Origin of the sequence: Acinetobacter indicus (genome assembly GCF_009914475.1) — a bacterium.
Taxonomy (GTDB): domain Bacteria; phylum Pseudomonadota; class Gammaproteobacteria; order Pseudomonadales; family Moraxellaceae; genus Acinetobacter; species Acinetobacter indicus.
The window spans coordinates 2,786,887-2,808,141 of the sequence record NZ_CP045198.1; the positions used below are offsets into that span (position 1 = coordinate 2,786,887).

Here is a 21,255-nt window from a genome sequence, read left to right on the forward strand (position 1 = left end):
TTTGGCGTTAGATGGGCCGGGTTGCTGCTGCAAAGCGGGTGTTTTTACATAAATCCTCTATTGGTTACCAAGTTGGTAACATATTGCTCAGATTCGACCCATCAATATCGAATAAGCTAAAGCTATGACCAAAACAGGGGAAGAGCGATCATGAAAAAAGTTATCGGTGTTATGGCAGCCGCCACCTTATCTACCTTTATGCTGGCCGGCTGTGAAAGTATGTCTCCAAATGAACAGCGTATTGGTGCAGCGGCCTTAGGTGGTGCAATTGGTGGTGGTGTCGGTGGTAATGTCGGCGGTACTGCAGGTGCAGCCATTGGTGGTGGTGCCGGTGCAGCGGTCGGTAGTAAAACCCAGGATGGTTCAAACCGTAACGCGACCTATAGTGGTGTCGGCGGTGCAATTGGTTCTGCGGTAGGTAAAAGCATCTTCGGTGGTAGTACTGGTGCAGCGATTGGTGGTGCGATTGGTGGCGGTGCAGGTGCCGCGATTGAGCAGAACCGCTAAGTCTGGTTTAGACGATCTCACATAAAAAAAGCGCTTAAAGATAAGCGCTTTTTTATTTAGCCGGCAGCATGCGGCTTTTTGCGGCGGATGTATACCGTCTTTTCTACCTCGGCAATACGTACGCCGGCTTCATCAAAAATATTCAGGCGGTAGTTGCGATATACCGGTGCATAATTCTCGGCCAGTTCGCGAATGGTGTCGACTTCCATGGCATTGAGGCGGATATCGGCATAGACCATACTGCGACCGGGCGCTAAAAAGCGGATGGTCGCGGCTTTATCCCAGACAATATATTTTGAGCCAAGATGATGCATCAACAGCAGCATATAAAACGGATCAACCATGGCATACAGGCTACCGCCAAAATGTACCCCGACAATATTCTGGTTTTTACGTGTCAGTGGCATTTTGACACGAATGTGGTAATTGGCCAGATCCATTTTCTCGACCGCAATACCGGCGCCGCGATAGGGGGCATAGCGATTGATCAGGAATTTGGACAGGGTCGGAATTGTCTGTAGTTTTTTTAAAAGGCTCATAAGGGTCAATTATTTTTATTGCACTGATCTGCATACTAGAACAGAAACCGGCAGGTGGCATTGATTTGATTGACTGCGCTTGCCAATAAACAGCCAATACAAGAAATCACCCATAAACAGAACAGGATGTCATCATGCACGCTCATACGCAGTGGATTCATACCTCAGACCAGCAGCGCCTGTATGTCAAAAGCTGGGGCAAGCCCGACAATCCGGCGCTGGTACTGGTTCATGGTTATCCCGACAATCAGGAAGTTTGGGAAGCTGTTATTGCCCAGCTGATTCAGGATTTTTATATTGTGACCTATGATGTGCGTGGGGCCGGTCAGTCTTCCATTCCAAAGCATATTCGTGATTATCGGCTGGCACGCCTGTCTGAAGATTTACTGACCGTGGTGGATGCGGTGCTACCTAACCGGCCATTTCATCTGGCCGCGCATGATTGGGGTTCAATTCAGTCCTGGGAGTCGGTGACCGATGCCCGGTTTCGCCAGCGGATTCTTTCTTACAGCAGCATTTCCGGGCCTTGTCTGGATCATGCTGCATTCTGGATGCGTGCGCAGTTACAGCAGGGTAAGGCCAAATTCTTAAAACAGCTGGGCAAGTCCTGGTATATCGCTGTGTTTCAATTGCCCTTACTGGCACCGATGGTGTGGCAATACATGAGTGCAGAGCGCTGGGGCAAAATGCTACAGCAGCTGGAGCAAAGCCCGGGTCTGGCCTTAAACCCGAATATCCAGCAAGATGGTCAATATGGCGTCAACCTGTATCGGGCCAATTTTATCACACGTTTGCTCAAACCACGTCAGCGTGTGGCGATTTGTCCGGTACAGGCCGTGGTACTGACCGAAGACCGCTTTGTCAGTCCGGAGCTGATTGATGAAGTGCCGAACTGGGCAGCAGACTTCCAGCGAGTGGAGATTGCGGCCAATCACTGGGCAATTTTAAGCCAGCCGGAGCGGATTGCTCAACATCTTCGGGATTTTGCATTTTCAAAATCAGGCAGTTAATTTGACTGTTACTGGCAAGGTCAAGACAAATATCGGACAGCGCAACAACAGCAGCTAAATAGCGATCAATCTCTGATAAAATAGCGTTTTTTCTCGATCCGTCTTTTCTTATGTTTGCAATTCTTGCCGCCATCGCAGTCATGTTCGGGCTGTCGTTGGCACGTGTTCCTGTTGTTTTTGCACTGGTCATTGGTGCCGTTACGGGTGGTTTGCTGGCTGGTTTGGGCCTGCAAGGTACTTTAGAGGCGTTTAATAATGGCCTGGGCGGTGGTGCTAAAATTGCTTTGGCCTACGGTATTTTAGGTGCTTTTGCACTGGCTCTGGCGCGTTCAGGTTTACCTGATTTATTGGCCTATAAAATGATTCACACCTTAAAGGGTGAGGCCGATCTGAAAGCGCAAAACCGGGTCAAATACTTTATTTTCCTGGTGGTGGCCATTGCCGCGGTATTCTCCCAGAACGTGATTCCGGTACATATTGCCTTTATTCCGGTGCTGATTCCACCGCTGTTGATGGTATTTAACCATCTGAAACTGGACCGTCGTCTGGTGGCCTGTTTATTGACCTTTGGTCTGGTGGCCACTTATATGCTGGTGCCGGTCGGATTTGGCGCCATCTTCCTGAATGATATTCTGGGCCATAATATCAATACCTTTGGCAAGCCGTATGGATTTGAGATCAGCTATGACCAGATTCCAACAGCGATGGCCATTCCGGTATTCGGGATGTTTGTCGGTTTGCTGATCGCGGTGTTTTTCTCATACCGTAAGCCACGTGAATATAAAGACGTGCATATTGAAGAGCAGCAAAGCATTTCGGCTGAAATGGGTGTGGCACAAAAATCAGGTCAACCTGAAGTGGCGACGTTCACCATCTGGATGGCAGTCATTGCGATTCTGGTAACCCTTGGCGTGCAGCTGTATTCAGATTCGATGATTCTGGCCGGTCTGGTTGGTGTAGCGATTCTGAGCTGTGCCGGGATCTTTAAGTGGAAAGAAGCGGACGATGTCATTATTACCGGTATGCGGATGATGGCACTGGTTGGCTTTATTATGATTGCTGCGCAAGGTTTTGCTGCCGTGATTGAGGCAACAGGACAGGTTTCTGCGCTGGTTGAAGCGTCGGTTGACTGGATTGGTAATAGCCAGGCACTTGCAGCCTTTTTAATGTTGTTGATTGGTTTGCTGATTACTCTGGGTATCGGTTCATCATTCTCTACCATTCCGATTCTGGCGATTATTTATGTACCGCTCTGTATTCAATTTGGTTTTAGTCCTGCAGCAACTATTGCGATCATTGGGACTGCGGCTGCACTGGGCGATGCCGGTTCACCTGCTTCGGATTCGACCTTGGGGCCAACCTCAGGCCTGAATATGGATGGTCAGCATGACCATATGAAAGACAGTGTAGTGCCGACCTTTATTCACTTTAATATCCCGCTGATGATTTTTGGCTGGATTGCCGCCATGGTGCTTTAACCTGAAATATCCCGGGAATAAAATCCCGGGATTTTTTTTGAATCATAGATGTATTTATAATAAATCTTATAATCATTCTGATAATCTAATAATAGATGTATTTAAAATATATATTATAGAGCGTTTAAAATAAACCTGAGTATTTTAATCTGAATATTATTATTTAATCTTGATAAAGAAGGTTGGTATTTAAAACCAAGTTGTGTGGTTGGTTAAAATAAATTAATTTAATAATCAATAGTTTGAAAATAATATAAAATTATTATATCGGGTAAGTATTGCATATTAATTTCTAACGTGTTTATTATTAATTAATGTTTAATTTTTGAATAAATAATCTTCCAGTGGGGTATTAAAATGTTAAAGCAAATTACACTCGTTGCATTAATGGGTCTTTCTGCTTCTGCGATGGCAGGCCAATGGCAAGTCAAGCTGGGCGGTTCGGTTGTAGCACCTACTCAGGATACTCAGACTGCGTTAGGTGTTGTTGAAGCTGATCATGAATATGCATTTACCCCGTCAGTTGAATATTTCTTTAATGACAATATTTCGACAGAACTGCTTTTAGCTGCACCAATTAACCATGATGTTCAGTTAGCGGGTACAGATGTGGTACGTATTAAACATTTACCACCAACGCTGACGGCAAAATACCATTTTAAAAACAATACCGGTTTTACACCGTACATTGGTGTCGGTGGTACCGCATTTGTGGCTTGGGATGAGCGTGGTAAAAATGCCTTAGCTGATGCGGATATTAAAGTAAAAGAAGATTTTGGTTTTGCCGGCCAGATTGGTTTTAACTTCCAGCCTGCAGATGCCAAAAACTGGGGCGTATTCTTTGATGCACGTTATGCGCAACTTAGCCCTGAAGTTACTTTAAGTGGTGATGTGGCAGCCCAATTCGATTTAGATATCGATCCAATGGTGTACACCATCGGTTATAGCTACAAATTCTAATTATAAAAAAGTACCAATAATAAAATTCAGCGTAGCCCCATCCTGGTGATGGGGCCTTTTTATTGCAAAATGATAACAATAGAACAAAATCAGAATATTGAGTTAAGTATTCGTTTTCATTTAATTTGTAGTGAATGAAATGAAAGAAATGAAAAAGTGAGAAGATCAAATATGAATAGAAATACAACCTTTGCCTTGGTCTTCGCCAGTTTGATCAGCCTGCCTGCCGCTGCAGCCAGCTTTAATTGTGAACGTGCTCAAACCCCAACCGAACATGCCATTTGTGAACATCGTAATGTTAATGATGCCGATGTGAAGATGGCCACCACCTATAAAATTATTAACCGTCTGGTACCGATGGGGACACGTTCGGCTATACGGGATGAACAGGTGCGCTGGCTGGCCCTGCGTGACCGCTGTGGCCAGTCGGTTGAATGTCTGACCCAGGTTTACCAGATGCGTCAGCAAAAGCTGGAGCAGTATATGCAGCGGGTCTATCAGCAGGGCCCATTTTAATATTTTTTTGTTTTCCTATTGAAAAATCGTCGCCTCACTCCAATTCATAAGGCATTCCAATACAACAATGCTGTCAATTTAAGGAGTGATGAATGAGCGAACAAAGCGCACAAAAACACAGTTTCCAGGCTGAAGTGGCTCAGCTTTTACATTTGGTGACGCATTCTCTTTATTCCAACCCTGAAATTTTTCTGCGTGAACTGATTTCTAACGCCTCTGATGCCTGCGATAAATTGCGTTTTGAAGGCATCAACCATCCTGAATATTATGAAAATGATCCGGACCTGCGCGTGCGTGTGCGTCTGGATGCAGAGAACAATACCCTGACCATTTCCGATAACGGTATTGGTTTAAGCCAGCAGGAAGCGATTGATAATCTGGGGACCATTGCCAAATCCGGCACCAAAGACTTTATGTCCAAGCTGACCGGTGATCAAAAAGCCGATGCCCAGCTGATTGGCCAGTTTGGGGTGGGTTTCTACTCTGGCTTTATTGTGGCCGATAAAATTACCGTAGAATCACGCCGTGCCGGTCTGGACGCATCGGAAGGTGTACGCTGGATCAGCGGTGGCACCGGTGAATTTGAAGTCGAGCAAATCAACAAGGAAGGTCGTGGCACCGACATCATCCTGCATTTACGTGAAGATGCGCTGGACTATCTGCAAAGCTATAAAGTGAAGCAGATTATCAATAAATATTCTGATCACATCAGCCTGCCCATTCAAATGCAAAAAGAAGTCTGGCAGGAAGAGGAAGTAGCGGAAGGTGAACAGCCAAAAGGCGGCCAGTATGTGAAAACTGATGAATGGGAAGCGATTAACTCGGCCAGTGCTTTATGGACCCGCAGTAAAAACGAGATTAGCGAAGAACAGTATATCGAGTTTTATAAAAACCTGAGCCATGATTTTGAAGCGCCGCTGGCCTGGTCGCATAACCGTGTCGAAGGCAGCACCGAATATACCCAGTTGCTGTATATTCCACCAAAAGCACCACATGATATTTTTACCCGCGAAGCCAAAGCTGGCATCAAGCTGTATGTCAAACGCGTGTTTATTATGGATGATGCTGACAACCTGATTCCAAACTATTTGCGCTTTGTACAGGGTGTGGTGGATAGCGCCGATTTACCGCTGAACGTCAGCCGTGAACTGCTACAGGAAAGCCGCGATGTGAAAACCATACGTGAAGGTAACGCACGCCGTGTGCTGACCATGCTGGATGGTCTGGCCAAATCTGAAGATGAAAAAGACCAGAACAACTTCAAGACTTTCTATCGTGAATTTGGTTCGGTCTTAAAAGAAGGCCTGGGCGAAGACTTTGGTAACCGTGAGCGTATCCTGAAATTATTACGCTATGCGACCTCCACCCAGGATGAGGTCAGTACCTCACTGGCAGATTACAAAGCGCGGATGCAGGACGGCCAGAAAGCCATTTACTATGTAACCGCAGATAGCCTGACCGCGGCCAAGAACTCGCCGCAGCTGGAGCTGTTCAAGAAAAAAGGCATTGAAGTCCTGCTGATGACTGAGCGTGTTGATGAATGGGCCATGAACTTCGTACATGAGTTTGATGGTACACCGCTGCAAAACGTGTCTAAAGGTGCGGTCGATTTGGGCGATCTGCAAGATGCTGAAGAGAAGAAGGCACTGGAACAGGCGGCAGAGCAGTTTAAGCCAGTGGTGGAGCAGCTGTCTGAATCGTTGAAAGACAAAACCAAAGAAGTGCGCGTGACCACACGACTGGTTGATTCTCCAGCCTGTCTGGTTACGGCTGACGGGGAATTGTCGCCACAGCTGATCCGCATGCTGAAAGATGCCGGTCAGCCGGTGCCAGAAATGAAACCGATTCTGGAAATTAACCCGCAGCATCCGTTGGTGCAAAAACTGCAAGGTTCGGCCCAGTTTGATGATCTGGCCAATGTGATTTTTGATCAGGCCCTGATTGCAGAAGGGGGGCTACCAGAGAATCCGGCAGAGTACCTGAAACGCATCAACAGCTTATTATTGAAATAAGCCCATTAAAAAAACCTCCTGCGGGAGGTTTTTTTAATGCACGATTATATTGTCGACGGCTTTAGAACAGGGCTTCTAAACGCAGCAAGACACTCGGGAAATGGCTGCGGTCTTCACGGTCATCATTATAGTAATTCAGGTCGCCCTGCACAAAAAACCATTCGCGCAAGAACGGCTGACGCCAGGACACAAATGGCCCCCAGCTGTTCAGGCGTAAATCATCATTATGATAATAACCGCCGGTGTAGAGCCCGTAGTTAAAACGGTTGCCGTGGAAGAACTGGTGCTGTCTAAAGCTGTAGTTGTCCCATCTGAGGTCATCATCCTGTTCATCGGCATAGGTCAGGCTAAACTGGTTGCTTAAAAACGGATGATCGGGCCGGGCATGAATAAGTTCCAGGTTGGTTCTTAAATAGTTTTCACTGTCGAGGCCGTAACGGTAAATCTGCTCGGCATGAAAGGAAAAGTCATTGACCAGTTCCCAGTCCTTGGCAATTTTTAAACGGGCATAAATATCATCGCCGGAACGCACCCCGAGGTCGGCATCAGTTTCAAAGGGTAAGCGTTCAGTGAAGTCAGACCAGCGTAAGGCCAGCGAGCTGTTGTCTTCACGTGCCCGTCGGCCATCCAGGGTTTTGTCCGGGCTGTTACTGGGGTTTTCATTGGTAATGGCAACACTGTTTTGCAGTTCGTTATCCAGCGAGTCATCACCAAAGACCAGACTTAATTTGCGTTCCAGTGTCGGCAGTTTAATCCGGCCACGTACCCGCGGTTTAATATCGTAGTCATCATATTTGTTCCAGCGACTGTCGACCAGAATACGCAAGGTCGCAGAGGCGGGTTCTTCGGGGCTGGTTTCTCCAAACCAGTTATCAATTTTATGTGCGGTATTGTCTGCCCAGTGGCGAATCTGTTTCTGGCGCCGGTCTACCCAGCTCTGTTCTTCGGTTTCATGCGTGGGCGGCACAATCGGTTCATTCGACTGTTCCGGCAAAATGGTTGGGGTGGCATCAATCAGGCGCGGCAGGGTATAGAAAAAACCATTACCCGCCTCAGTTTCGGGCACCAGCGGCACCTCATAACCTGGTGGTGCGGTCTGCGGTTCTGTCTCCAGGTTGGTATTGTTGTCTGCAACCGTATATCCACTGCCTAACAGGCAAAATAATAATAATGATGGCGCTATAAAATGTACTTTTCTTGGCATTATTTACTGATCTTTAAGCTCTTTTTGCTAGTGTTGAAAATCTTCAGGCGAAAAGCAAGATGCAGCTACAAAAACATAAACATTAATTGGCGGTGAGCTGTTGAATGGCCTGAACCAGACGTAAAGGGTCGACTGGCGCAGGCAGGTGATTCAAGACTTTTTGAATAATTTGCCAGCTCACGCCCTGCTGACGATCGAGCAGAATATAGGGGTAGGCCTGTTCGGTACGCGCCAGTTGTAAACGCTGCTGGCCATGAATCAGGCGAATTTTTTGTCGCTCTTTTAATAAAATCAGCGGGGTGGCCAGCGTGGCTGCTGTTTCTTCAAACTGGATAAATTTCTGGGTATGAATCAGTTGTAGCGGAATAAACGGATAATAATCTTCTTTGTGCCAGATCATCTGCTCGGCATGTTGATAGCACTGAAACAGGCTGTCCAGCGCAAACAGCTGGCTTTCCAGTACAGCGCTGTCTATTTCACGGATTGCTGCAATTTCATGTTCATGCTGCTGGCTAAAGGCATGGGCAAAACGGGTGGCCTGCATAGCATCCAAGGCGCCAAACAAGACCAGATATTTAATAAAACGACCTTGGGCATTGATCTGCTCGGCCACATAACCGGGGCGTTTGAGCAGAGCCGCTTGCTCTGCATCATGAACCAGCACATCGGCATACTGCATCACTTCAGGCCGGGCTGGTAAAAATACCCGGCACAGTTTTTCCGCCGGCAGATGGTCCAGGGGTAATTCGGAAATCGGGCAGCTGAGCTGATTGAGCAGCAGATGACGGGCGCTAGACTCTGCTTCGGGTACTGGATCTGCTTGCTGTTCAGGCTGAACAGGTGCTGCTTTGGTAGGCTTGAGTTGCTGAGCTGCTGCTTCAGGTTCTATCGCTACAGATGAACGTGCTGTGACGGTATTCTGAAAGGCCTGCGTTGCGGCATAGTTTTGCTGGTTAAGTAATTCCAGATCGGTGTGCAGACTGCGATACTGATGCTGCTGTTGCAACATCCAGCGATAGACCTGTTCCAGATTGCCCCAGTCACTGAGCAGGGCAGTACGTGCGGGTGCCGGAATCAGCCAGATTTGCCAGCCGGAGGCGGGCTGATACAAGATAGCCCAACCTGAATCGGGCTGGGTATATAAAGCTTGTTCTAGAGCCTCGACCTGCTGAAACACCCCCCGAAAAGAACATGCATAAATGGTGTCGCGCGCAAATTCTTCGGCAGAACGTTCCGGCTGCACCTGTGCCTTATAGGCCAGAATCTGTTTTTTAAACAGCGGCTGGTCGCATTCAACAAAAATACTTTTAATCCGGCTTTTGGCCTTGGCGGTTTCATACAGACTCAAGGAACGACGCTCCAGTGCGCCCGTCAGGTCATGCAGTTCTTTAATCAGCCGGGATTTTTCTAAAGTATTCATGGTGGAAACTTAAACCAGTTGTTGTGCTTTTTCCAGATAACTGGCCAGGACAATATTCAGGGCCAGTTCAACCAATTTGTATTCGGCAGAATGCGGCTGTGAATAATGTTCCGCCAGCGCCACCAGATTTTCTACATTAATCTCTTGTGGAGAAATTTTTCTCTGAATCAGGGCTTGAAGTTCGTGCATTGCTCTCTCATCAACCTGTACTTAAATAATTGTTTTGGATCACTTTGATTATAGGTATTTCACTAAAAATTACATGAAAAAAAATGTCAGCTTTTGTGGATTTTTAGGCATTTATGACAGAAATTGGGATTTCAATATAAGAAATATTAAAAAATTTTTTAGATAAATTTCAGTTAAATCAGAGAATAAACAGATCATGCTGCCGAATTGACAAAAAATGTCAGTCTCAAATTGTCCGGTCGGATCAGGTGTCAGCCGCAGAATTGTTCTAAACCGCAATAAAAAAAGCAGACCTGAGGTCTGCTTGTATTTAAAGAAGTGCTTAAGCTTCTTTGTTCTGTTCAGCGCTTGCAGGCTGATCGTTGCTCACGGTTTCAGTGTGGGCTTTTTCAGTCGGGAAGCTTGGTACATAAACCATTTCTGCTGATACATTGGCTGCATACAGGGTGACCATAAACAGGCCAAGCACTTTTAAAACGTTCATCAATCTTACCTTCACAAAAAAAGGATGACTTGGGAGAAAAGTCATCGTGGGAGAGTGTATTCAAACAACAGCTATGATAGCGCGTTGTGATTGAGAGAAAATGATCATATCGGCAAGTTTAAGTCTTTTTGTTAAAAAATAACATTTAAAAACAATAAATTAGAATAATTACTCTAATCATTTAGCTACAAGATTTAAATTAATGATGATTTTTACAAGAACGAGATCATCCTGTTTTAAGATGAAAAAATCTCCAGATTTTTTGCCCCATCCACGCGTCATCTCTGTACAAATCCCTTGATCTGTATAGAGATGTAAGTTTTTGACGCGGTATGGTTAAGCGCTCTTTTATTGTCTATTTTTTATTCTAAGATGAACGTTTATACCAACACTGAGGGATCAATCATGGCGATTGCAAAAGTAGTAGAAGTGAATGCCAGCAGTAATAAAAGTTTTGAAGATGCCATTCAAAGCGGCATTGCCAAAGTCGGTGAAACAGTCAAAAACCTGCAGGGTGCCTGGATTAATGAACAGAAAGTGGTGATTAAGGACAATAAGATTACCGAGTATCGGGTTAATTTAAAAATCAGTTTCCTGGTGGAATAAAGTACATAGAAAAAAATCCCCGTAAGGGGATTTTTTATGGCAGCGATGCTTAAGGATGTAACTACTTATTGTTCCGGTACATCGCACTGGTCATCCTGACATTGCGCGCCGTTGTCTGTAGGTGTTTCCAAAGCTTTTTTCAGCACCTGTTCAAACACTTCCCGTGGCTGGGCACCGGCTAAAGCAACGCGCTGGTCAAATACAAAAAAGGGTACGCCCGTCACTTTAAGCTGATCACGTGCTACATCCTGATCAAATTTCACAAAATCGGCATAGGCATCGGAATCGAGCACATCATCGACTTCCACCGGGTTTAAACCGATACGTGCAGCGACATCTTCCAGCGTTTCGCGTTCGCCAATGGCCAGACCTTGGGTCATATAGCTGTAGAAAAAAGCCTCTTTGGCTTCATTGCCCAAGCCTTTGCTTTGCGCCAGATGAATCAGACGGTGGGCATTCAAGGTATTGCCGGAATTGGCCTGTTCCCAGTTAAACTGGATGCCTTCTTCAGCAGCCATGCTGGCAATATTGCGCTGCATGTCTTCTACTTCTGCCAAGGTACGGCCATATTTTTGTGCCAGACGTTCAGAGTTGGAAATTTCCTGACGTTCCGGTGCCTCCGGGTCAAGCTGGAAGCTGTGCCAGTGCACCTCAAGTTCTACGCCGACCTGTGCTGCCGCGGCTTCAAGACGTTTTTTGCCGATATAACAGAAAGGGCAGACCACATCGGACCAGATATCTACACGCATGAATATTCTCTTTGCCTTGTTTTCAACTATTGATGGGGATGATTTGCCTGAATTAAAGCCGAGATGGGTACTTTGCCGCCAGCAAACCGTATTTTTCATCCTCATCACTTTATATTTTTTGAAAATGAGCTAAACAATAAAAAATTAGCTGAATAAAATAAATCACTTAAGTCATTTTTATTGTTTGATCTTTTGTGTGCTTTGTTGAATAATTTTGTCTAAAAAACAGGCGATACAACAACAAAGCGTTATGATAACGAGAAATACAACAAGAGGACAGGATATGCGACGTATAGTGTGGATCATCGTCCTCGTGACCTGTGCCGTGTTTGGATTGATGTTTTATCAATATCAGGCACAACAAAAAGAACTGACCCAATTACACGAATATCAGAACGTACTGTATGACAAGGCCGAGCAGATTTATGTACAGGCGCAGGATTGGTCGACCCCGATTCAGGTTGATCCGTCCGATCCGCGTTTAAGCGGTGATTATGCCCTGATGGCTGAATTTGTGATTAGCCATCTGGTGCAAAGTGCCGAAGCGCGTAACAGCTATTTACGCGAACTGAAAGCGTTGCAATGGGATCAGTTTCTGGATATTAAACGCCTGAATGAAGATAAAAAACAGGACTATGCCGAAACCGAAGCCATGCTGTCACAGGTCAAGGCTATGATGGAGCTATATCAGGAGCATCTGACTGAACATGAAGCACAGGCGCTGGCCCAAATTGAAGAATTACCGATTAAATCGCATCTACGCCGTCAGTTAAGTGAATCTCTGCTGGAAAGCCGCCAGAATGATGAAGGCACAGTGCTGTTTGAGCTGGAAAAACAGAGCCTGAGTCAGGCCTATGTGCTGCTTGGGATTCTAAAAAATAATCGCTGGGAAATGAAAAACAACCTGTTTATGTTCTATGAAGATGCAGGCCTGAAACAGTTTAATCAGGCCTATCAGGACATGCTCAAGCTGAATCAGCAAATGCAGGAGATTACCCAGGCGCATCAGCAGGCATTGGCTGAAAAACTGTAAGTAACAGCTCAACTTCTTGCACCTGTTTTAAGCCAAAGCTTAATACTGCCCCAACACCGTCATGGGGCAGTATCGGCAGATGCAAGGTGCATTCTTAATGATCACCTGGCCACAGGCTCAGGACATATTTTAGTGCTGCTGCTGGCCGCGATGGCTGTGAAAATGCACTGTGAGTGTACAGCCTCTAGCGCTTTTTAAGGGTGTGGATGGCTACGAGTTATATACATGGACAGCATCGTGCGTGATCCATTTAAAAAGAGGAAAAGAATAAAATTATGAATGAAAAAATATTGGTATAAGTAATTGATAAAATTCTAAAATTTTAGAAAGTATCTCTCTATTTTTTCCTGTCTTTAACTAGTTCATCTCATCCTCATGTTAGTGTCGATTTACCAGCAAAATCCGCCAGATTTTTTAAAATGGCATAGTAATTGCTCCAATCCCGCAGGAATCGCGCTTGTCTGCAACATGCAGGCAAGGGCCAGTATATTTTTAAGGATGGCTTCAGAGAAAAGCATCACTAAGCTGCGGCGTGGGGCTACATATGACAACGAGCAAACAGAATATTTCGCCCGAAGATGAATTTTTAGGGACAGGAAAAAGCCTGACTTATGGCTTACAGCATGTATTAACCATGTATGGCGGTATTGTGGCACCGCCATTAATTGTCGGCACAGCGGCCGGTTTAACTGCTGCGCAAATCGGGATTTTGATTACTGCTTCATTATTTATGGGCGGACTGGCGACCCTGTTACAAACCTTAGGCGTGAAATATTTCGGGGCACGCTTGCCACTGGTACAAGGCGTGTCCTTTGCCGGCGTGGCCACCATGGTGGGTATTGCCACCACGGGTGGCGGTTTTAATGCCATTCTGGGCGCGGTGATTGCCTCCTCCTTAATCGGGTTATTGCTGGCGCCGTTTTTTGCCAAGATTATCCGTTTCTTTCCACCGGTGGTGACCGGCTGTGTGATTACCATCATCGGCCTGTCTTTATTGCCGGTGGCTGTGCGCTGGATTATGGGCGGCAATAGCAATGCACCCGACTGGGGTTCTATGCAAAATATTGGTCTGGCCGCCATGACCCTGGGGATTTTGCTGCTTCTAAGCCGTTTTGGTTCTGAAACCATTCGCCGTACCGGAATTTTACTGGCAATTCTGATCGGTTCGATTCTGGCTTATGCTTTGGGTTTTGGCGATTTTTCCAAAGTGGGTGAGGGCGCCTGGTTTGCCTTTCCTGACTTTTTAGCCTTTGGCGCACCAACTTTTCATCTGTCCGCAATTCTGGCCATGACCATTGTGATGGTGGTGGTTTTAACTGAAACCACAGCTGATATTATTGCGGTGGGAGATATTGTCGGTGCCAAAGTAGATGACAAGCGTATTGCCAATGGCCTGCGCGCCGATATGATTTCCTCAGCAGTAGCGCCCTTCTTTGGCACCTTTATGCAAAGTGCCTTTGCCCAGAACGTGGGACTGGTGGCGATTACCGGTGTGAAAAGCCGCTTTGTGGTAGCTGCCGGTGGCCTGATTCTGGTGATCTTGGGTCTGCTACCGATTATGGGCCGTATTATTGCTTCCATTCCTACGCCGGTATTAGGCGGCGCTGGTCTGGTCCTATTTGGTACAGTGGCGGCCAGCGGAATTCGTACTTTATCTAAACTGGACTATAGCGATCAGAAAAACCTGATTATTGTCGCGACGTCTCTGGCTGCCGGGATGATTCCAATTATTGATCATTCCTTCTATGCCCAGTTTCCAACCTGGTTTAAAACCCTGTTCCATTCGGGCATTAGCTCGACCTGTGTGATGGCAATTTTTCTGAATATCCTATTTAACCATCTTCATTTTGGTAAAAAGACAGTGGTTGAGCCGGTGTTAACCACAGTGGCCAAGCCGGAACATTAAGGCGATGAGCTGAAGCTTGTTTCAGTCGTGATTGAGATGCAATTTAAAAACGCCCGATGTAGCACATGGGGCGTTTTTATTAAGTGATTTCTGCGAATATAAAAAACCCCGTATTAAGCGGGGTTTTTTATCTTGGTATTTAAAGATTAAACACGCTCGATAATGGTCGCGATGCCTTGGCCCAAACCAATACACATGGTCGCTAAACCGATTTGTGTATCTTGCTGTTCCATCACGTTAAGCAGCGTTGTAGTGATACGCGCACCCGAACAACCCAATGGGTGACCCAATGCAATTGCACCACCGTTCAGGTTAACGCGGTCTTGCTGGTCATAAATACCCAAGCCTTTCAGTACAGACAGACCTTGTGCAGCAAATGCTTCATTCAGCTCGAAGGTTTGAATGTCAGCAATCGACAGGCCAGCGCGTTTCAGGGCTTTTTGCGTTGCTGGTACTGGACCATAACCCATAATTGCCGCATCACAGCCGGCAACCGCCATTGAACGGATTACGGCACGTGGTTTCAGACCCAAAGCCTGCGCACGTTCATAAGACATCAACAGCATGGCAGATGCACCATCAGAGAGGGCAGATGAAGTGGCTGCTGTGACAGAACCGCCTTTCGGATCGAACACTGGGCGTAATGCCTTGAATGCTTCCAGGTTAGCATCTGGACGAATTACTTCATCCACATCGCATAGCTGCAGTTTGCCTTCAGCATCATGACCTTCAATACCGACAATTTCATTCTTGAAACGGCCTTCTTGGGTCGCAGCCCAGGCGCGGCGGTGAGATTCCACACCAAACGCATCCTGTTCTTCACGGCTAATGCCGTTCATACGACCCAGCATTTCTGCTGTTAAGCCCATCATGTTAGATGCTTTGGCATAGTATTTAGAGGCTTCAGGATTCAGGTCGATGCCGTGCATCATACCCACATGGCCCATATGCTCAACACCACCAATAATGAAAATATCACCCTGGTTAGTGGCAATTTGCGCCGCTGCAGTATGAATCGCCTGCATGGATGAACCACATAAACGGTTCACGGTTTGACCCGCCACAGTTTTTGGCAGTTCAGCCAGTAACGCAATGTTACGGCCAATGTTCATACCTTGTTCCAGAGTCTGGTTGACACAGCCCCAGATTACGTCTTCAACTTCGTTGACATCAAATTGGTTACGAGCAACTAAAGCGCGAACCAGCTCCGCAGACATGCTGTCAGCACGTACATTGCGGAACATACCGTTTTTGCTTTTGCCCATGGCAGTACGTACGCCATCAACAATCACAACGTCACGTGGATTTAAAGTAGCCATTCACGTCGCTCCTTAACCGTAGAATTTCTTGTTGTTTTCAGCCATGTCACGCAGCATTTGCGGCGCTTCATATGCTTTACCTAAGTGCGCATATTTATCGCAAAGCGCAACATACTCAGCCACACCTGTCTGGTCGATGTAACGGCATGGACCACCACGGAATGGAGGGAAGCCTACACCCATGATCATCGCCATATCGGCTTCAGATGGTGTTGCGACAATGTTGTCTTCCAGGCAACGAACCGTTTCGTTACAGAACGCCAGCATCATACGGTCAATGATTTCTTGTGGATCAAACTCGCGTTTTTCACCAGTCACCACGCCTGCAATTAACTCATAAGCAGTTGAATCAACGGTCTTGGCTTTTTTGCCTTTTTTGTCCAGTTCGTATTTATAGAAACCGACATCGTTCTTTTGACCCAGACGCTGGTTTTCATACATTACCTGGATTGAGCCTTTGTAATCTGGTTTCATACGGTCCGGGAAGCCTTCTGCCATCACTTCTGCGCCGTGAACGCCAGTGTCGATACCAACCACGTCCATCAGGTAAGCAGGACCCATTGGCCAGCCGAATTTTTCCATGACTTTGTCGATTTGCTGGAAGTCAGCACCATCTTTCAGTAACAGATCAAATGCACCGAAGTAAGGGAACAAGACGCGGTTCACCAGGAAGCCCGGGCAGTCATTAACCACGATTGGGGTTTTACCCATTTTCTGCGCAAGAACAACCGTTGTCGCAATGGCTTCAGCAGAGGTTTTCTCACCACGGATCACTTCTACCAGTGGCATCATATGTACCGGGTTAAAGAAGTGCATACCCACGAAGTTTTCTGGACGTTCCAGATTTTCAGCCAGACGCGTGATTGAAATTGTAGACGTATTAGAAGCAATGATCGTATTTTCACGAACTTTGGCTTCAGTTTCTTTCAGTACGATGCCTTTGACTTTTGGATTTTCAGTCACAGCTTCAATCACGATGTCGACTTCTTTAAACTCGTCATAGCTTAAAGTCGGGCGGATACGTGCCAGGGTTTCACCCATTTGCGCCGGTTTCATCTTCTTGCGTTCAACCTGCTTGGTCAGCAGTTTGTTCGCTTCAGACATACCTAAGGCCAGTTGCGGGTTACCAATGTCTTTCATGATAATTGGTGTGCCTTTGCTTGCCGCCTGGTAAGCAATACCACCACCCATAATCCCGGCACCTAAAACAGCGGCCTGGTTAACAGGATGAGCACCTTTTTCATGTTTTTTTGAAGTTTTCTTTACGACCTGGTCGTTCAGGAACAGACCAATTAAGGCACCCGCTTGTGGGGTGACCGCAGCTTTGGCAAAACCTTCCGCTTCTGCTTTTAGGGCATCATTACGGCTCAGGCCAGCGCCGGCTTGTAATGAATCGAGTAACAGTTTTGGTGCCGGATATTGAGCCGGATTGGCTTTGGCCAGTACCGCACCTTTGGCTGTGTTGAACGCCATCATCTGTTCCAGCGGGTTCAATATCACCGGATCGAGTTTTTCCTGACGCTTGGTTTTCCAGTCCAGACGGCCAGCTGCTGCCTGTTTAGCCAGATCAACCGCTGCTTCAGTCAGTTTGTCTGCGGCAACAACGGCATCTACTGCACCATCTTTTAATGCTGCGGCTGGTTTTTTCGGATTGGCCATTGCCATCCATTCCACCGCATTGTCGATCCCGATTAAACGGCTTAAACGTACTGTACCACCAAAGCCCGGGAAAATTCCCAGTTTGATTTCTGGCAGGCCGACTTGCGCCTGTTCGGACATGACACGGTAGTCACAGACCAGACACATTTCAAAACCGCCTCCCAGCGCCATACCATTAATGGCAGCCACTTTAGGAATATCTAAATCTTCAAAGCTGTTGAAGATGTCGTGAACAGGCAAGGCCCATTCCACAATTGCTTGTTCGCCTTGTGCGAAGTTTTCACCAAACTCAGTGATATCTGCACCCACGATGAAGGTCGATTTACCTGAAGTGACCACCAAGCCTTTAATTTCACTATTGGCTTTGACAGCGTCAATTGCAGCTTTAAAATCTTCAATCGTTGCACGGTTAAATTTGTTGACCGACTCACCTTGTAAGTCAAAGCGGAATTCTGCAATTCCGTCCGAAAGCATTTGGACGGTAATGGCATTGCCAGCGTGGATCATGCCTGATCTCCTTTATTTTGGAGGATTTCTAAGTTGATGTTGTGAAGCGAGTGTGCATTTCCCGCACACTTCTATGCCTCGCTAATCTTACGATAACTATATCGAAAAAGAACATAACAAGTTGTATCAAGCCGTGACGCTAGGGTCATCAATTTTTCTATGCCCAATCAAGGTCTTGTTCCCTTTCTTCTCCTGCTTATTTCGCTTAAAAGCCAATGAAGTACTTGTTTCAGTTTTACTTTTTTGGCGCAGTTGCCCTCTGTTTATAACGGAAAAAGCTGGCGCTGCCTATGCCGGAGTTGTGGTGTTTTGGTCAAAAAAGTCAATTCGTGTGAATGGGCAGGGCAGTACAGGTACCTGAACAGCGCCAGTTTTGCAACGCTGTGTCTTAAACGACCGGCTGATTGGCCTGGCTAAATCTGTTATGCTCGCCGATATTTTGGCTTGTCTGTCGTCCCTGTACAGGGCGGCAATTTCCCGGATGTTGCTATGCTTAAGTGGATTATTCTGGCCATCTTTGTCATTTCAGCGTTTTATATCCAGCAACGCGGCAAAGTTCGGCATTCGTTTTATCGTCAGTTCTTTGACCATTCGACCCTGTTCGCCCCGATTAATTTTCTGATGTACCGTTTTTCACGCGTACCGAATCAGCCCTACATCGACACCCAGCATTTTCAGGATTTAAAAGTGCTGGATGAACATTGGGAGATGATTCGCGATGAGGCCAAAGCGCTGTATGAACAAGGCGGCATCAAGGCCTCCAGCAAATATGATGATCTGGGGTTTAACTCTTTCTTTAAAACCGGCTGGAAACGCTTTTACCTGAAATGGTATGACACCGCGCATCCTTCTGCGGCCGAGCTGTGCCCGAAAACCACGGCTTTATTAAAAACCTTGCCAAGTATCAAAGCGGCAATGTTTACCGAACTGGCACCGGACAGCCGCCTGGTCCGGCATCGCGATCCTTATGCCGGTTCGCTGCGTTATCATTTGGGCTTAATGACCCCGAATGATGAGCGCTGTTTTATTGATGTCGATGGCCAGCGCTATTCATGGCGTGATGGTGAAAGTGTGGTATTTGATGAAACCTATATTCACTATGCTGAAAATGGCACTACGCAAAACCGGATTATTTTCTTTGCCGATGTCGAGCGGCCGTTAACTACCCGTTGGATGCAAAAGTTTAATCACTGGTTTGGTAAAAAGGTGATGACGGCGGCCAGCTCGCCCAATGAAGTCGGGGACCGCACTGGCGGCCTGAATAAAGTCTTTGCCTATGTTTATCAGATCCGGATTCAAGCCAAGGCCCTGAAAGCCAGAAACCGGACCCTATATTACATTTTAAAATGGGTGCTGATGTTGGGGCTATTCTTCCTGATTTTTATCCGGCCTTATCTGTTTTAAGATGACATTCTGATCTTTTGCACTCCAACCCAAACGCCCACATGGGCGTTTTTTTTCTGCACGGCCGAATACAGCAGCCCCCATAAATTTTGTGTAAGATACAGACAGTAAAGGGGAAAATAATGCAGAAATTTCGTTCCAAAATTGACTGGTGGGTGCTGGCCTTTCTGATCTGTATGACCGGGCTGCTGGTGCAATTGTTACTGACCATGCAGGCCAAAGGCACCATGCAAGCGTATCCGGTGCATACCGCGGTGTATCTGCTGACCATTGTGGTGATCTGGTGGCCGGTGTGGAATACCCGCTATCGTGTGAGCGAAGACTGCCTGACCATCCGCTGCCTGTTTTTAAGCTGGCGCATCCCATTGGCGCAGATTCAAAAAGTATCACCGACCAATAACTCGGTGGCATCTCCGGCCATGTCCTTAAAACGCTTAAAGATTGACTATCAGCAAGATGGCGTGAACAAGTTTGTGCTGGTGTCGCCGCGGCATCCGGAGCAATTCTGCGCCGCGATTAAACAGCCTTTATCGTCCTGATTCAGTGCTGGTCGCTGGGTCCGGCTGAATCAACAGCTGCTGATCCTGACAGTCCAGACACAGACTAAGCTGCTCTGGATGACTGAGGAAATACAGCGCCAGAATCGGTTCCAGTTCGGTGCGCATGCGGCGGCCCAAATGCCGGGCGCCATAGCGAATATCATGTCCCTGATAAAAGTAGGCTTTGGCGGCATCGGTCAGCTGCACCTGACGTTTCTGATGCTGCAGGCGTTTGTTCAGTTTTTCCAGTTCAATCTCGACCAGTTGCGGCAGGGCATTTTCCTGGACCGGCGCATAATGCAGGGTCCGGTCAATCCGGTTGAGAAATTCCGGATCAAAACGGCGCTGCATCACCTTTTCAATAATCTGTCTGGCCGGCAGACGTTTTAGACAGAGGTCCTGCATTTTTTTCGGGAACAGATTCAGCTTGTCCAGATATTGCTGCGCAGCTTGAGCACCGACATTACTGGTCATGAAAATCATGCAATTGCGAAAGTCGATGGTTTTGGTGCCAGAAGTCAGGGTCAGTTTGCCGGTGTCCAGCACATTCATTAGCCCGCGCAGTACTTCAGTCGAGGCTTTTTCCAGTTCATCAAACAGCACAATGCCGGGGCGGGTGTGACTGCCTGCAATCGCAGTTTCATCAAACAGGCTATGGCCTTCTTTGGAGCCAACATAGCCCGGCGGTGCACCGGTGAGTGCTGCTGCATAATGTTCCTGTGCCAGCGTGTTCATATCAATCCGGCAAAAAGCATCCGGGCGGCCATAAATCGCTTCACTGATCAGCCGGACAGTTTCAGTTTTACCGACGCCAGTTGGCCCCAGCATTAGCGTCACCGACAGCGGACGTTCCGGGCTGGAAAAATCTGCCTTGACCACATGCAGCATTTTTTCAATTTCAGTTAAGGCTGTGTCCTGTCCAATAATCCGGGTTCTGAGCAGCTGCATCACTTCACGCGGTTCAAAATGAAAGCGCGGTTTGCCAATCAGGCGGTCTTTTTCCGATGTCGCATGTGTTGAGGTGGTCGGCTGAATAATATGCATGGCAGAGTGGGCGGTGTGCATAAACTGAATCCTGAGCGGGACAAGCTGTTCAGCATAGCAAAATTTGTCTGTGGCACTAAGACTTTGTAGCAATCATGTCATTTCTGCCGGCATGCTTGCGCGGCAATGCTTGAAAATAGCAGAATCACCATCACATCATGCTAGAGCAG

At 46.9% G+C, this 21,255-nt stretch carries 19 protein-coding genes and 1 pseudogene; 11 read left to right on the forward strand and 9 right to left on the reverse strand.

Annotated features, from left to right (window positions below):
• Positions 1-150 precede the first annotated feature (150 nt).
• Positions 151-507, forward strand: a complete 357-nt coding sequence (locus tag GA693_RS13710) for a hypothetical protein (RefSeq protein ID WP_005181692.1) — start codon at positions 151-153, stop codon at positions 505-507.
• A gap of 56 nt (positions 508-563) precedes the next feature.
• Here GA693_RS13710 and GA693_RS13715 read toward each other — a convergent pair whose 3' ends face one another.
• Positions 564-1,046 (reverse strand): DUF4442 domain-containing protein, encoded by a 483-nt coding sequence (locus GA693_RS13715; protein WP_045796201.1) that lies wholly within the window; start codon positions 1,044-1,046, stop codon positions 564-566.
• Positions 1,047-1,180: 134 nt separating this feature from the next.
• Here GA693_RS13715 and GA693_RS13720 point away from each other — a divergent pair, with 134 nt between their 5' ends.
• The 5 genes from GA693_RS13720 to htpG all read left to right on the forward strand — a co-directional run bounded on the left by GA693_RS13720 (position 1,181) and on the right by htpG (position 7,022).
• Positions 1,181-2,056 (forward strand): alpha/beta fold hydrolase, encoded by an 876-nt coding sequence (locus GA693_RS13720; RefSeq protein WP_160241687.1) that lies wholly within the window; start codon positions 1,181-1,183, stop codon positions 2,054-2,056.
• 110 nt (positions 2,057-2,166) lie between these two features.
• Complete coding sequence (locus GA693_RS13725) at positions 2,167-3,534, forward strand: Na+/H+ antiporter family protein (protein WP_005181697.1); 1,368 nt, start codon at positions 2,167-2,169, stop codon at positions 3,532-3,534.
• 357 nt (positions 3,535-3,891) lie between these two features.
• On the forward strand, positions 3,892-4,494 hold the full coding sequence (locus tag GA693_RS13730) for an OmpW/AlkL family protein (protein WP_104500484.1): 603 nt from the start codon (positions 3,892-3,894) through the stop codon (positions 4,492-4,494).
• 171 nt (positions 4,495-4,665) lie between these two features.
• On the forward strand, positions 4,666-5,010 hold the full coding sequence (locus GA693_RS13735; RefSeq protein ID WP_016659674.1) for a lysozyme inhibitor LprI family protein: 345 nt from the start codon (positions 4,666-4,668) through the stop codon (positions 5,008-5,010).
• A gap of 92 nt (positions 5,011-5,102) precedes the next feature.
• Positions 5,103-7,022, forward strand: coding sequence for a molecular chaperone HtpG (htpG, locus tag GA693_RS13740; RefSeq protein ID WP_005181707.1), 1,920 nt, complete (start codon positions 5,103-5,105; stop codon positions 7,020-7,022).
• 61 nt (positions 7,023-7,083) lie between these two features.
• Here the strand turns inward: htpG and GA693_RS13745 are convergent.
• From GA693_RS13745 to GA693_RS14800, 4 genes and pseudogenes are all read right to left on the reverse strand, one after another.
• Positions 7,084-8,046 (reverse strand): annotated as a pseudogene (locus GA693_RS13745) (hypothetical protein); the annotation flags it as partial.
• A 262-nt stretch (positions 8,047-8,308) separates the two neighbouring features.
• Positions 8,309-9,646, reverse strand: a complete 1,338-nt coding sequence (locus GA693_RS13750) for a hypothetical protein (protein ID WP_160241686.1) — start codon at positions 9,644-9,646, stop codon at positions 8,309-8,311.
• 9 nt (positions 9,647-9,655) lie between these two features.
• Positions 9,656-9,835 (reverse strand): hypothetical protein, encoded by a 180-nt coding sequence (locus tag GA693_RS13755; RefSeq protein WP_005181710.1) that lies wholly within the window; start codon positions 9,833-9,835, stop codon positions 9,656-9,658.
• A gap of 322 nt (positions 9,836-10,157) precedes the next feature.
• On the reverse strand, positions 10,158-10,319 hold the full coding sequence (locus GA693_RS14800) for a hypothetical protein (protein ID WP_171293443.1): 162 nt from the start codon (positions 10,317-10,319) through the stop codon (positions 10,158-10,160).
• A gap of 405 nt (positions 10,320-10,724) precedes the next feature.
• Here GA693_RS14800 and GA693_RS13760 point away from each other — a divergent pair, with 405 nt between their 5' ends.
• Positions 10,725-10,925: a dodecin family protein gene (locus GA693_RS13760; RefSeq protein WP_005181715.1), complete on the forward strand. Its 201-nt coding sequence runs from the start codon at positions 10,725-10,727 to the stop codon at positions 10,923-10,925.
• 65 nt (positions 10,926-10,990) lie between these two features.
• Here GA693_RS13760 and GA693_RS13765 read toward each other — a convergent pair whose 3' ends face one another.
• The gene (locus tag GA693_RS13765; RefSeq protein ID WP_160241685.1) at positions 10,991-11,674 is read right to left on the reverse strand and encodes a DsbA family oxidoreductase; all 684 of its coding nucleotides are present in this window, start codon (positions 11,672-11,674) and stop codon (positions 10,991-10,993) included.
• 283 nt (positions 11,675-11,957) lie between these two features.
• Between GA693_RS13765 and GA693_RS13770 the strand changes: the two genes are divergently transcribed.
• Together GA693_RS13770 and GA693_RS13775 are read left to right on the forward strand one after the other, a co-directional pair.
• Positions 11,958-12,707, forward strand: coding sequence for a hypothetical protein (locus GA693_RS13770; protein ID WP_104471815.1), 750 nt, complete (start codon positions 11,958-11,960; stop codon positions 12,705-12,707).
• Positions 12,708-13,251: 544 nt separating this feature from the next.
• Positions 13,252-14,613: a nucleobase:cation symporter-2 family protein gene (locus GA693_RS13775; protein ID WP_160241684.1), complete on the forward strand. Its 1,362-nt coding sequence runs from the start codon at positions 13,252-13,254 to the stop codon at positions 14,611-14,613.
• Positions 14,614-14,759: 146 nt separating this feature from the next.
• Here the strand turns inward: GA693_RS13775 and fadA are convergent, their stop codons facing one another.
• Entirely contained in the window at positions 14,760-15,932 is a 1,173-nt protein-coding gene (gene fadA / locus GA693_RS13780; RefSeq protein ID WP_075175015.1) for an acetyl-CoA C-acyltransferase FadA, read from the reverse strand.
• Between the two features lie 12 nt (positions 15,933-15,944).
• Positions 15,945-18,098 carry a fatty acid oxidation complex subunit alpha FadB gene (gene fadB, locus GA693_RS13785; RefSeq protein ID WP_160241683.1) on the reverse strand — a complete coding sequence of 718 codons (2,154 nt, stop codon included), beginning with the start codon at positions 18,096-18,098 and terminating at the stop codon, positions 15,945-15,947.
• Positions 18,099-18,587: 489 nt separating this feature from the next.
• Between fadB and lpxO the strand changes: the two genes are divergently transcribed.
• Both lpxO and GA693_RS13795 read left to right on the forward strand, forming a co-directional pair.
• Positions 18,588-19,502, forward strand: a complete 915-nt coding sequence (gene lpxO / locus GA693_RS13790; RefSeq protein ID WP_075167599.1) for a lipid A hydroxylase LpxO — start codon at positions 18,588-18,590, stop codon at positions 19,500-19,502.
• A gap of 122 nt (positions 19,503-19,624) precedes the next feature.
• The gene (locus GA693_RS13795; RefSeq protein ID WP_005181729.1) at positions 19,625-20,041 is read left to right on the forward strand and encodes a PH domain-containing protein; all 417 of its coding nucleotides are present in this window, start codon (positions 19,625-19,627) and stop codon (positions 20,039-20,041) included.
• On the opposite strand, the gene GA693_RS13800 is transcribed toward GA693_RS13795, so the two are convergent.
• The gene (locus tag GA693_RS13800; RefSeq protein ID WP_127798513.1) at positions 20,030-21,106 is read right to left on the reverse strand and encodes an AAA family ATPase; all 1,077 of its coding nucleotides are present in this window, start codon (positions 21,104-21,106) and stop codon (positions 20,030-20,032) included. The genes GA693_RS13795 and GA693_RS13800 overlap by 12 nt on opposite strands.
• Positions 21,107-21,255: the final 149 nt, after the last annotated feature.